Origin of the sequence: Variovorax paradoxus, assembly GCF_029919115.1 — a bacterium.
Lineage (GTDB): Bacteria > Pseudomonadota > Gammaproteobacteria > Burkholderiales > Burkholderiaceae_C > Variovorax > Variovorax paradoxus_O.
Map to the genome: position 1 here is coordinate 1,391,297 of NZ_CP123990.1, position 12,424 is coordinate 1,403,720.

The following is a 12,424-nucleotide window of genomic DNA, read 5'->3' on the forward strand; positions in this document are numbered from 1 at the left end:
ACGGCACAAGAGAACCATCGTGAACTACCTGAGCACCCGCGGGCACCCGGACCGCAAGCGTTTCTGCGAAATCCTGCTTGAAGGCCTCGCGCCGGATGGTGGGCTTTACCTGCCCGAGCACTATCCGCAAGTCGATACCGCCACGCTCGCGAAATGGCGCGACCTGCCGTATGCGGAGCTGGCATTCGAGATTCTCTCGCTCTACATCGACGACATTCCGCCGGCCGACCTGAAAGCCATCTGCGCGAAGACCTACACGCCCGAAGTGTTCGGCAGCGAAGAAATCGTGCCGCTGCGCGAGCTCGAAGACGGCGTGTACCTCGAAGCCCTGTCCAACGGCCCGACGCTGGCCTTCAAGGACATGGCGATGCAGCTGCTCGGCAACCTGTTCGAGTACGAACTGGCGCGCCGCGGCGCGGAGCTCAACATTCTTGGCGCCACCAGCGGCGACACCGGCAGCGCGGCCGAGTACGCCATGCGCGGCAAGAAGGGCGTGCGGGTCTTCATGACCTCGCCGGACGGCCGCATGAGCCCCTTCCAGCAGGCGCAGATGTTCAGCCTGCAAGACGAGAACATCCACAACATTGCCATCACCGGCGTGTTCGACGACTGCCAGGACATCGTCAAGGCGGTGTCGAACGATCTGGGCTTCAAGCGCAAGTACCGCATCGGCACGGTCAACTCGATCAACTGGGCGCGCCTGCTCGCGCAGGTCGTCTACTACTTTGCCGGCTACTTCCAGGCCACGGGGGGCAACGACAAGCCGGTGAGCTTCACCGTGCCGTCGGGCAACTTCGGCAATGTGTGCGCAGGCCACGTGGCGCGCATGATGGGCCTGCCGATCCACACGCTGGTGGTTGCCACCAACGAGAACGACGTGCTCGACGAGTTCTTCCGCACCGGCATCTACCGCGTGCGCGCGGCGGCCGATACGCACGAAACCTCGAGCCCTTCGATGGACATCAGCAAGGCCAGCAACTTCGAGCGCTTTGTGTTCGACCTGGTAGGCCGCGATGCCGCCAAGTTGCGCTCCCTCTTCGTCGACGATCTGGGTGGCCAGGCCCGCTTCGACCTGAGCGGCGAACCTGCATTCAAGCAGGCGGCAGAACGCTTCGGCTTCAAGAGCAGCCGCAGCATGCACGCCGACCGGCTCGCGACCATTCGCGACACCGAGAAGCGCTTTGCCACGCTGGTCGATCCGCACACGGCCGACGGCCTGAAGGCTGCGCGCGAGCACCTCACGCCAGGCGTGCCGATGGTGGTGCTCGAGACCGCGCTGCCGATCAAGTTTGCCGCCACCCTGGTGGAAGCACTCGGCCATGAGCCGGCGCGTCCGGCCAGGTTCGAAGGCATCGAGGCGCTGCCCAAGCGCGTGGTCAAGCTTCCGGCCGATGTGGAGGCCGTGAAGGCCTACATCGCCCAGAACTGCGACTGATCTTCGCCACTTGCCGCAGTGGTTCTCCCGCATCCGCGCATTTGCATTCGGCTGTCGACCGGCTAGCAGCCACAGGAACTCGTCATGAAGGTGATCGGCTTTTCCGGGTACTCGGGTTCGGGCAAGACCACGCTGGTCGAGCGACTGATTCCGGTGCTCAGGCTCCATGGGCAGCGTGTGTCGGTGGTCAAGCATGCGCACCACAAGTTCGACATCGACCATCCGGGCAAGGACACCTATCGCCATCGAGAAGCCGGTGCCTTCGAGGTGGTCGTTGCATCGGACAAGCGGCTTGCGCTGATCCGCGAATTCGAGCAGCCCGCGCAGCTGACGGTGCACGACCTCATTGCGGAGCTTCACGATGGTGTCGACTGGGTGCTGGTCGAGGGCTTCAAGCACAGCGACCTGCTCAAGATCGAGGTTTGGCGCGCCCCCGAGCCGGGCCAGCCGCCGCGACCTTCGAAGTACATCGACGATGCGTTCGTGACCGCCATTGCCACCAACGCACCCGAAGGATTGCCGGCGCCTACCAACCTGCCCATGTTCGACCTCGACGACATCGAGGGCATCGCGCAGTGGCTGATCGACAGCGGAAGCCGCTTCGAATACAACCCCGAACATCATGGCTGACACCGCTCCTTCATCGCGCCCGCCGCTGATGGCGCTCGACGAAGCGCTGGCAACTCTGCTCGAAAAAGCGCAGCCGAAGCTGACCGCCGAAAGCGTTGCCACCTTCGACGCGGACGGTCGGGTGCTCGCACAAGACCTGGTCTCCACGCTCACTGTGCCGCCGCGGGACAACAGTTCGATGGACGGCTATGCCGTGCGCACGGCCGACTGCGCCGCGCCTGGCGCCTTGCTCCAGGTCGCGCAGCGCATTCCCGCCGGAACCGTGGGCACGCCGTTGGCGGCCGGCACGGCGGCGCGCATCTTCACCGGCGCGCAGATTCCCGAAGGCGCGGATGCGGTCGTCATGCAGGAAGACACGCAGGCCGTGCCGCAGGAGGGCGGGCTTGGCGCGGTGCGCATCCAGATCGCTCCCACCGCCGGCCAATGGATTCGCCGCGCTGGCGAAGACGTGGCCTCAGGCGACGTGGTGCTGCGCAAGGGCGAGCGCCTGACGCCCGCCGCGCTCGGGCTCGCCGCGAGCATCGGCTTCGACCGGCTCCAGGTGGCGCGGCGCCCGCGCGTGGCGCTGCTGTCCACCGGCGACGAACTGGTGATGCCCGGCGAAGTCGCACCCGAGGCCATGAAGCCGGGCGCGATCTACAACTCCAACCGCTTTTTCATGCGCGCCCTGCTGCATCGGCTGGGCTGCGAGGTGAACGACCTGGGCATCGTGCCTGACAAGCGCGAAGCCACCATCGAGGCGCTGCGCGGCGCCGCCGAGAGCAGCGACCTGATCATCACCACGGGCGGCGTGTCCGTGGGAGAAGAAGACCACATTAAGGCTGCCGTGCAAGCGCTTGGCGAGCTGCAGCTGTGGTCGCTTTCCATGAAGCCCGGCAAGCCTTTCGCCTACGGTTCGATTCCCAGGGGCGGAGGCGATGCGAAGGGCCGCTGCCACGTGACCGGGCTGCCCGGCAACCCCGTCTCCAGTTTCCTGACCTTTCTGCTGCTCGTGCGGCCCTTTCTGCTGACGCTGCAAGGCGCCACGCGCGTGGCACCCGAACCCGTGCCGATGCGTGCCGACTTCGACTGGCCGCGCGCCGACAAGCGCCGCGAGTTCCTGCGCGCGCGGCGCAACGCGGCCGGCGGACTCGATCTGTTCGCCAACCAGAGCTCGGGCGTGCTCACGTCGATGGTGTGGGGCGACGGTGTCATCGACAACCCGCCCAGCCAGCCCTTCAAGGCCGGCGACACGGTGAAGTTCATTCCCTTGGCCTCGCTGCTCGCCTGAAACGCATTTCCGACATGAAGGTCCAGATCCGTTATTTCGCCTCCGTGCGCGAGGCGCTTGCCACCAGCGGCGAAACCGTCGAAACAGGTGCCAGTACGCTGGCCGCCTTGCGCGACGAACTCATTGCCCGAGGCGGGGCATACGCCACGGCCCTTGCACGCGGCAAGGCCGTTCGCATGGCGCTCGACCAGGTCATGAGCGACGAGGCGGCCGCGCTCCGCGAGGGCGCCGAAGTCGCCTTCTTCCCGCCCGTTACGGGCGGCTGAGCCGGGCGTTCAGTTCCACCAGCCGGTCGCGCAAGGCATCCGGCGCACGGGTCATCGGCGAACGCAATTCGTCGCTCATCATCGATCCGCTATGCGCCAGCAGCGCCTTCAGCGGCCCCGGGTTCGGTTCGGCAAACAGCATCTCTATCAACGGCTGCAGCAGCTGCCACTCGGCGCGCGCTTCCGCAAGCCGGTTCTCGGCCAAGAGGCGCAGCACCTGCACAAAGCGGCGGGTCTGCACATGGCCGCTCGCCGCGATGGCACCGACGCCGCCTTCGGCCACCGTACTGAAGATCTGGTGGTCTTCGCCGGACAGCACCTGAAGCCTGCCGTCCGCAATCACGGCGCGTGTCTTGGCCATGTCGCCGCCGCAATCCTTGATGCCTCGAATGCGCGGGTGCTCGGCAAGGGTCAGCAGTGTTTCGCGCGCAATGGTCGCGCCGGTGCGGTAGGGAATGTCGTAGACCAGCACCGGCGCGGCGCTGGCGTCGGCAATGGCGCGGAACCATTCGAGCAGACCGGCCTGCGACGGCCGGATGTAGTGCGGCGCGGGCACCTGCAGCCCTGCCAGGGGCCGTTCGGCGAGCCGCCGTACCCAGGCCGTCGTCTTGCCCAGGTGGTATCCCGACAGGCCCATGATGATCGGCAGCCCGCCTGCGGCGGCTTGCACCGTGTCGAGCGCGGCCAGCTGTTCCGTTTCATCGAGCGCGGCGGCTTCGCCCGTCGAGGCGCAGACCACGAAGCCCGCCACGCCGTCATCGGCGAGCCGGCGTGTCAGGGCCGAGAGCGCAGTGTGGTCGACGGCGCCGCCGCGAAACGGCGTGACAAGAGGAATCCAGAGACCCGAGAAATCAGGATTGGCGGAGGGGTTTGATGATTGCGGCACGCGAGCTTCCTTTGAGGAATCGACCGATGGAAAAGAACCGTCGTTCGATGCGCGCGCAACCCAATCGGGGCCAAGGCCTTTGCAGGTTCCGTCGCTCATCCGACGACGGAACCGCAGCTCCGGTCAGACGAGCTTTGGTTTTTTGGCTTTGCTGCCTTGGCGCGCGCGGCTGCTTTCGAAGTGCGAAAGCACTGTGAAGAGCGTGGCGTGGCAAGGCATTGCCGAAGTCTAGCGCGGTGCCACAATCCCGGCATGAGCGATGCACGCGTTTCGATCCAGACAGCCGATTTCGACCTGGGCCAGGAGGTTGCCGCGTTGCGTGCCGGCGACAAACGCGTGGGCGCGGTGTGCAGCTTTGTCGGCACAGTCAGGGACCGCAACGACGGCAGCTCCATCGCGTCGATGGAACTCGAGCATTACCCGGGCATGACCGAGAAGGCCATCGAAGCCATGATTGACGAGGCGCACAAGCGCTTCGATGTTTTGGGCGCACGCGTGATCCATCGCGTGGGGCTGCTGCAGCCGCTTGACCAGATCATGATGGTGGCGGTGGTCTCGGCCCACCGCGGCCAGAGCTTCGAGGCCTGCGAGTTCCTGATGGACTACCTGAAGACCCAGGCGCCGTTCTGGAAAAAAGAACAGACGCCCGAAGGCGCGCGATGGGTGGATGCGCGCGTCAGCGACGATGCGGCGCTGGCGCGGTGGGGTATTGATGTCGGCAATGCGTGAATCGTGGCGGGTCTCACCGAGGCTCGACTAGAACATAGTCGCCAAAGCGCTGCCGGTCCTTCTTGCCCACTTTGGCGCACAGGCGGCCATCGCACAGAGTGACATCTGCCTGGTTGTAAGCCTTGAGCAGGTCGGCGGACACTTGATTGGTACGAATCTCCTCGTAGTAGTGCCAGGACAACCAGCCCCCGCCAGCCAGAAGAAGCACGAGACTGCCCAGTGTGATGCCGGCAACTTTCCAGATCAGTTGCCTGTGCAGCGTTTCAGCGCGCTGCAGTTGGGAGGTGAGTGTGTTCGACGCTTGCTGCAATCTTTCGCCCGCCTCGCGCAAGCGCTGTTCATAGGCGGCTACCGGCCGCTCGATTCCTGATCGGACGCCGCCCATCACTTCGTCGGGAATGCGGCGAAAGTGCTCGTCGGCCGACTGTCGCACCACACCCGGCATCTGTTGCGCGAGGTGGCGCAACTGTCCGCTTGCGTGCTCGCAGCGACGGTCGAATTGCTCGACAAGTGCGGCAATCTTGCTGACCAAAACCATGCTTTTTTCTTCGTTCATTTTTCCCCCTTTTTTCGCTCCCGGCCTGATCCGTTCGATGGCGATCTACCGGGTGCTACATGCGCATGACCGGGCCACTGACCTGCGCGGCCTGCTGCAGTTGGGCTTGGTGCTGTGCGGCCATTTGCTCCTGTTGGTCTACGGTGGCAACGGCTTCGGCGCGCACCTCGCGTCCGGGTGGTAGATCGGCCAAGGTCTGAGTCATCTTGCGGAAGGAAGCGTCGTCGCCCGACTGCGCGGCGGCAAGCATGCGGTCGAGATAGGCAGAAAAGTCTGCTGTGGGCGAGAGTTCCTGCTGCGCCTGGGGTGTGCCGGAAGGCTGAACGGCCTCCGGATCGCGCGGATCGCCGGCTTTTGCCCCAGGCGATCCCGCCGCGCCGGGAACTACCGGCACATGCTGATGGCTATTGGGCATGCCAACCGGCGTGTTGGTGTGATCGAAATGATGCGGTGCCGGCGGCAACTGGCTGGTGTCGTTGTAAGGCTGCGGGGTGCCGGGGTTGTTTCCGATGGTGATCCCGTTGCGCTCCATCAAGTCTTCGCGCAGCCCCAGGCGAGACATGTCGACCTGCATGTTCGGCGCATGGCCGTTGATGGGCTGGGCGTGGGAGCGCTCCATATCGATAGCGCGCCCCACCGCATGGGCACCGTAGTAGTTGCGGTAGTCGGAATCTCCGTGAAAGCCAATGCCGGTGGTTTGGTTCTCCGGTACGCCGGGCGTCCCCTTGGGCGGCTTGTCGAAGTAGTACTGCCCCGCTGCGGCAATGTTGGCGGGGGTTTGAGACAGGGTGGCGTCGGGGTTGAAAGTCAGACCGGGGCGGGCTTGGGCGGAGTTGGGTGTCAATCCGAGTTCGACGAAATCTTTGACCCTGAAATTTCCAGTCCCCAGCATCTCACTGAGCCCTGCCATTGGATTGATTTGCTGACGTTGACTCAGCAATGCATTCCATCCCGCGATTTGCGCGCTGGCCTCATCCTCGCGCGAAGCCTGAGTCAGCTTGCCGATGGGACGCGTGTAGTCGTGCGCAAGGCTGTTGCTTTGGGCGATCTGCCGGGTCTCGGTGTTGAAAGACTGACTGGCCGCAGCCATGGCGGCGTGATTGAAAGCATGCTGGACTTCGTGGCCCAGCACAAAGGTCATGTCCGCCGAATTGAACTTGCCTGAAAGACTGGACGGCGGCAAGCTCATGGTCTTGGTGTCACCGCTGTAGGTGCCGCCGGCCACCGTCCCGCTGAGCGGCGCAAAGTGCTGCAAGGGCGCTTCCTGCCCCGGACCCGGCGGCATAACCGCCTTCTTCATCTCCTGCGCCAGCACCGGCGAGCCGTTGATGGTCGATTGCAGGTTGTTCACCATCTCCTGCGTGACCGGACGGCAGAGCTTACCGGCGGAGTCGTCGTAGTCGCCGTGGGCAAAGCGCAGCGACATGTCCTGCAGACGCAGCGTCGCGCTCAAGTCTGCACTGGCGGTTGTGCCCGTGGGCGCAAAACTGCTGGACGGCAGGGTCACGACGCCGGAAGCCTTGTCGTACGTGCCGGTCAGATTCGGTTGGGCGCCAGCCTGCGACAGCGCAAAGCCCTTGAGGTCGCCGTCGGTAGCAGCCTGGTTTAAGTGCTCCTGCAATCGGGCATCGCTGGCCATGGCAGCACGCAGCTGCGCTTCGTGCGCGGGTGTGAGGCCAGGTTGGGCGGCGAATTGGGCAAGGGCCGTTTGCAGCTGGGAGTTGGGGTTTGCCATGGTCTATCTGACGGCGATGGATTGCACGCAGGCATGGCGCAGCTTTTCGTCTGGGGCATCCGCTTCGCGCCAACGGGTGATCTGCACCACGACGCTTTTGCGCGTAAAAAAATAAACTGGCAGGCGCCGGAACTTGGGTGGAGGCGTTTCGAGGAGCCCTGTCCGTTCATTGAGACGGGGCGGCAACGTCGGATACGTTTCGTACTGGGCCATGTCCTCCCGTTCCTGAAATCCCATGCCCTTTAGCGCAGTCACGTAAGCGTCGTAGTCCATCGTACAGACTGGTGCCATATCGGCGGCTTCATTCTTATTGATGAAGTTGTAGCTGATGTTTTTCAAATCTGGGGATTTGGGGTTGTTGTAATAAGCAAAGACATAGCGCCAACCCGACGCTGGTAAGTGCATCCCAAAACCGTGTGAAGTCGTCTCAGGAATGTCATACAGAGGCAGCCGCGTCACCTCCCGCACCCGCTCCAACGACAACTCGTCGAAGGATGTGAGGCTGTCGATCAGCTTGAGCATTCGCCGGCCCATTTCTTCCGGCGTGAGGTCGGGGTGCTCGTCCAGCGTGTGGGGACGGTAGGCTTTCGCAGATGCATTCATCGGCATGGTCTTTTTGGAGTCGGGCGCGGGGGCATGAGCACAGGCGCTCAGGGCCAGCGTTGTAAGCACTGGCAATATGAGCTTGCGGGCGATCATCGGGATGCGCCTTGGTTCAGTTGCTCCAGCATTTGGGCATTGCTGGCGACGACGGCGCGCAGTTGCGCCTTCTGCGAGGGAGTCACGCGGAGCTGGGCTGCGAGCTGAGCCGGCGCCGTTTGCTGTTGGGAGCTGAGGTTGGCCATGACCCATTGTGGTTGGCCGGATTGGTCAAAGCCGTAGTGCTGCCCCGACTGCGGCAAATGAACCGTGAAAGAATGCAGCTCTCCGGGGCGCGCGTGAGCCGTCCGAAGCGCGTGCTATCTCCGGTACTTGCTCCAACTACAACTCCCATGGCGTGCCGCTGTCGCGGCGCTAGCAGCGAGACTGGCGCGTTGGGGCATCACCACCAGCAACGCTTGATTGTCTTTCCCTCTCCCTTTGGGAGAGGGCAGGGTGAGGGCAAGCGGCCGTTGTTGAGCACAGCGCATCATCCGCGGCACATGCCCTCACCCCAACCCTCTCTCAGAGGGAGAGGGGACAAGAGCGATCAGAGGGGCTTGAACCCGCTCGACTGAATGATCCGCTCCCAGGTCTGCGTATAGCTGCGCACGCGGCCCGCGAACTGGCCTTGCGGTTCATACGCCACGGTGAGCCCCATCGTGGTCAGCTTCTGCTTCACGTCGGGCATGGCCAGCACCTTCTGCAGCGCTTCGCCGTACTTGTCGATCACCGGCTGCGGCGTGCCCACGGGCGCGAAGATGCCGTAGTAGGGCAGGTCTTCCAGGTTCGAGAAACCCAGTTCGGTGAAGGTCGGCACGTTGGGCAGCACGGCCTGGCGCTTGGCGCCGATGGAGGCGACGATGCGCACCTTGCCCGCCTTGTGGTTCTCGATGAAGTCGGGCACCGAGGCAATGCCCGCGGTGATCTGGTTGCCCAGCATGTCCGCCGTCATGGGCGCGCTGCCGCGGTAGGGCGCGGGCTGCACGTCGATCTTGTATTTTTCCGAGATCATCTTTACCAGGAACTCGGGAATCGAGGCGGGCGCGGGGATGCCGATGGTTTCCTTGCCGCCGCGCTGGGTGCGAATCCACTTCACGTACTCATCGATGCTCTTGGCCGGCGTGCCGCCGGACACTGCGAGCACGTTGGCGAAAGTGGCGAAGCCGGCCACGGGCACGAAGTCGGTCGCGGGGTTGAAGCCCGGGTTCTTGACCACCTGCGGCAGGATGGAAATCGAGTGGTCATGCGAAAGGAACAGCGTATGGCCGTCGGCCGGGGCGGCCTTGAGCGCCTGGGCCGCGATTTGCCCGCCTGCACCGGCGCGGTTTTCGACCACCACCGGCACGCCCAGCACGTCCTTGAGTTTTTCGCCCAACGTGCGTGCAATGGCGTCCGTGCCCGCGCCGGCCGGAAAGCCGACCAGGATGCGGACGGGCGTGCCTTGCGCCTGCGCAACGCCTGCAAGGCCCAGGGCCGCTACAAAGAGACCGACGCCGAGCGCCCGGCGAACCGGATGAGGGCGCAGCATTGAAAAAACCATGATCGACTCCATTCGAAAAATGACGAGGCACAGTGCAATAGCCGTGCCCGAAGCGCCGGACACCTTGAATCGCGCCCGAACAGTCCTATTTTGAGTGCAGGAATACCACCATGCGACAAGACAAACTCACCACCAAGTTCCAGGAAGCGCTGAGCGACGCCCAGACGCTCGCGCTCGGCAACGACAACGCCTATATCGAACCGGCCCACCTGCTGGTCGCCATGCTGCGCCAGGAAGACGGCCCGCGCGCCCTGCTGGAGCGCGCCGGCGTCAACGTGCAGGGCCTGGCGAATGCAGCCGAGGCGGCGATCAAGAAGCTGCCGCAGGTGCAGGGCCATGACATCGTGCAGGTTGGCCCCGAGCTCGGCAAGCTGCTGCAAGCCACCGAGAAAGAGGCCATCAAGCGCAACGACCAGTTCATTGCGGGCGAGCTCTTCCTCTTGGCCGTGGCCGACAGCAAGTCGGACATCGGCCGGATCGCCAAGGAAAACGGCTTGAGCCGCAAGTCGCTCGAATCCGCCATCGACGCAGTGCGCGGCGGGCAGGGCGTGAACAGCGCGGATGCCGAAGGCCAGCGCCAAGCCCTCAAGAAATATTGCCTGGACCTGACCGAGCGGGCCCGGCTGGGCAAGCTCGACCCGGTGATCGGCCGCGACGAGGAAATCCGCCGTGCCATCCAGGTGCTGCAGCGCCGCACCAAGAACAACCCCGTGCTCATCGGTGAACCCGGCGTGGGCAAGACCGCCATCGTCGAAGGCCTCGCGCAGCGCATCGTTGCGGGCGAGGTGCCCGATTCGCTCAAGGGCAAGCGCGTGCTGTCGCTCGACATGGCCGCGCTGCTGGCAGGTGCCAAGTTCCGCGGCGAGTTCGAAGAACGCCTGAAGACCGTGCTGAATGAACTCGCCAAGGACGAAGGCCAGACCATCGTCTTCATTGACGAGCTGCACACCATGGTGGGCGCCGGCAAGGCCGAAGGCGCCATGGATGCCGGCAACATGCTCAAGCCCGCGCTTGCGCGCGGCGAGCTGCACTGCGTGGGCGCGACCACCCTCGATGAATACCGCAAGTACATCGAGAAGGACGCCGCACTGGAGCGCCGGTTCCAGAAGATCATCGTGGGCGAGCCGAGCGTCGAGGCCACCATTGCCATCCTGCGCGGCCTGCAGGAAAAATACGAAGTGCACCATGGCGTGCAGATCACCGACCCGGCCATCGTGGCCGCGGCCGAACTGTCCGACCGCTACATCACCGACCGCTTCCTGCCCGACAAGGCCATCGACCTCATCGACGAGGCCGCGGCCAAGATCAAGATCGAGATGGACTCCAAGCCCGAGGTTATGGACCGGCTCGACCGCCGGCTGATCCAGCTGCAGATCGAGCGCGAAGCCGTGCGCCGCGAAAAGGACGAGGCCTCGCAGAAGCGCTTCGGCCTGATCGAGGACGAGATTGCGCGCCTGCAGAAGGAGATCGCCGACTACGACGAAATCTGGCAGGCCGAGAAGGCGCAGGCGCAAGGCAGCGCGAAGATCCGCGAAGACATCGACAAGATCAAGTTCGAGATCGAAGAATGGAAGCGCAAGGGCGACTTCAACAAGCTCGCCGAGCTGCAATACGGCCAGCTGCCCGCGCTCGAAAAGCGCCTGCGCGAAGCCGAAGAAAGCGAAGCGAACAAGGGCAAGTCGAGCGCGCCCACGCTGCTGCGCACGCAAGTCGGGTCGGAAGAAATTGCCGAGGTCGTGGCGCGCGCCACCGGCATTCCGGTTGCCAAGCTGATGCAGGGTGAACGCGACAAGCTGCTCGTGATGGAAGACAAGCTGCACGAACGCGTCGTGGGGCAGGACGAAGCCATTGGCGCGGTGGCCAACGCCATCCGCCGCTCGCGCTCGGGCCTGTCCGATCCGAACCGCCCGACCGGCTCGTTCCTGTTCCTCGGCCCCACGGGCGTGGGCAAGACCGAGCTCTGCAAGGCGCTCGCGGGCTTCCTGTTCGACAGCGAAGACCACCTGATCCGCATCGACATGAGCGAGTTCATGGAGAAGCACTCGGTCGCCCGTCTCATCGGCGCGCCGCCGGGCTATGTGGGCTATGAAGAGGGCGGCTACCTGACGGAAGCCGTGCGCCGCAAGCCCTACAGCGTGGTGCTGCTCGACGAGGTCGAGAAGGCGCACCCCGATGTGTTCAACGTGCTGCTGCAGGTGCTCGACGACGGCCGCCTGACCGATGGACAGGGCCGCACAGTGGACTTCAAGAACACCGTGATCGTGATGACGAGCAACATCGGCTCGCCCATCATCCAGTCGATGGTGGGGCAGCCGGCCGAAGATATCAAGGAAGCGGTGTGGGACGAGCTGCGGAACCACTTCCGCCCCGAGTTCCTGAACCGCATCGACGAGACGGTCGTGTTCCACGCGCTCGACGCGAAGAACATCGAATCGATTGCCGCGATCCAGCTCAAGGTGCTGCAGGCGCGGCTCGCCAAGATGGACCTGGCGCTCGAGGTTTCGCCCGCGGCGCTGGCCGAGATTGCCAAGGTCGGTTTCGACCCGGTGTTCGGCGCTCGCCCGCTGAAGCGCGCCATCCAGCAGCGCATCGAGAACCCGCTCTCGAAGCTGCTGCTCGACGGCAGCTTCGGGCCGAAGGACACGATCGAAATCAATACCGACCCGATCCGGAACCCTGGCCATTTTTCGTTTACCAAGGCCGGGGAACCATCGGAGGCCGTTGCGGCCTAAAGT

General features: G+C 64.3%; 12 protein-coding genes. 6 read left to right on the top strand and 6 right to left on the bottom strand.

Annotated elements, in window-relative coordinates; genetic code table 11:
• Positions 1-19: 19 nt before the first annotated feature.
• The 4 genes from thrC to QHG62_RS06885 all read left to right on the top strand — a co-directional run bounded on the left by thrC (position 20) and on the right by QHG62_RS06885 (position 3,601).
• The gene (gene thrC, locus QHG62_RS06870) at positions 20-1,435 is read left to right on the top strand and encodes a threonine synthase (RefSeq protein ID WP_281150129.1); all 1,416 of its coding nucleotides are present in this window, start codon (positions 20-22) and stop codon (positions 1,433-1,435) included.
• An 84-nt stretch (positions 1,436-1,519) separates the two neighbouring features.
• The gene (gene mobB / locus QHG62_RS06875; RefSeq protein WP_281150130.1) at positions 1,520-2,065 is read left to right on the top strand and encodes a molybdopterin-guanine dinucleotide biosynthesis protein B; all 546 of its coding nucleotides are present in this window, start codon (positions 1,520-1,522) and stop codon (positions 2,063-2,065) included.
• Complete coding sequence (locus QHG62_RS06880) at positions 2,058-3,335, top strand: molybdopterin molybdotransferase MoeA (protein ID WP_281150131.1); 1,278 nt, start codon at positions 2,058-2,060, stop codon at positions 3,333-3,335. Before mobB ends, QHG62_RS06880 begins: the two co-directional genes overlap by 8 nt.
• Before the next feature lie 14 nt (positions 3,336-3,349).
• Positions 3,350-3,601, top strand: coding sequence for a MoaD/ThiS family protein (locus QHG62_RS06885; protein ID WP_281150132.1), 252 nt, complete (start codon positions 3,350-3,352; stop codon positions 3,599-3,601).
• On the opposite strand, the gene QHG62_RS06890 is transcribed toward QHG62_RS06885, so the two are convergent.
• The gene (locus QHG62_RS06890; protein ID WP_281150133.1) at positions 3,588-4,586 is read right to left on the bottom strand and encodes a 4-hydroxy-tetrahydrodipicolinate synthase family protein; all 999 of its coding nucleotides are present in this window, start codon (positions 4,584-4,586) and stop codon (positions 3,588-3,590) included. The two genes, QHG62_RS06885 and QHG62_RS06890, sit on opposite strands and share 14 nt — an antisense overlap.
• Positions 4,587-4,739: 153 nt before the next feature.
• Between QHG62_RS06890 and QHG62_RS06895 the strand changes: the two genes are divergently transcribed.
• A complete protein-coding gene (locus QHG62_RS06895; protein WP_281150134.1) occupies positions 4,740-5,216 on the top strand; it encodes a molybdenum cofactor biosynthesis protein MoaE in 477 nt (158 codons plus the stop codon).
• Positions 5,217-5,229: 13 nt separating this feature from the next.
• Here the strand turns inward: QHG62_RS06895 and QHG62_RS06900 are convergent, their stop codons facing one another.
• The 5 genes from QHG62_RS06900 to QHG62_RS06920 all read right to left on the bottom strand — a co-directional run bounded on the left by QHG62_RS06900 (position 5,230) and on the right by QHG62_RS06920 (position 9,689).
• Positions 5,230-5,772 (bottom strand): hypothetical protein, encoded by a 543-nt coding sequence (locus QHG62_RS06900; RefSeq protein ID WP_281150135.1) that lies wholly within the window; start codon positions 5,770-5,772, stop codon positions 5,230-5,232.
• A 55-nt stretch (positions 5,773-5,827) separates the two neighbouring features.
• Positions 5,828-7,507 (bottom strand): hypothetical protein, encoded by a 1,680-nt coding sequence (locus QHG62_RS06905; RefSeq protein WP_281150136.1) that lies wholly within the window; start codon positions 7,505-7,507, stop codon positions 5,828-5,830.
• A 3-nt stretch (positions 7,508-7,510) separates the two neighbouring features.
• A complete protein-coding gene (locus QHG62_RS06910; protein ID WP_281150137.1) occupies positions 7,511-8,206 on the bottom strand; it encodes a hypothetical protein in 696 nt (231 codons plus the stop codon).
• Complete coding sequence (locus QHG62_RS06915; RefSeq protein WP_281150139.1) at positions 8,203-8,352, bottom strand: hypothetical protein; 150 nt, start codon at positions 8,350-8,352, stop codon at positions 8,203-8,205. The genes QHG62_RS06910 and QHG62_RS06915 overlap by 4 nt, the downstream gene beginning before the upstream one ends.
• Before the next feature lie 344 nt (positions 8,353-8,696).
• Positions 8,697-9,689: a Bug family tripartite tricarboxylate transporter substrate binding protein gene (locus QHG62_RS06920; protein ID WP_281150140.1), complete on the bottom strand. Its 993-nt coding sequence runs from the start codon at positions 9,687-9,689 to the stop codon at positions 8,697-8,699.
• Positions 9,690-9,799: 110 nt separating this feature from the next.
• Here QHG62_RS06920 and clpB point away from each other — a divergent pair, with 110 nt between their 5' ends.
• Positions 9,800-12,421, top strand: coding sequence for an ATP-dependent chaperone ClpB (gene clpB / locus QHG62_RS06925; RefSeq protein WP_281150141.1), 2,622 nt, complete (start codon positions 9,800-9,802; stop codon positions 12,419-12,421).
• Positions 12,422-12,424 lie beyond the last annotated feature (3 nt).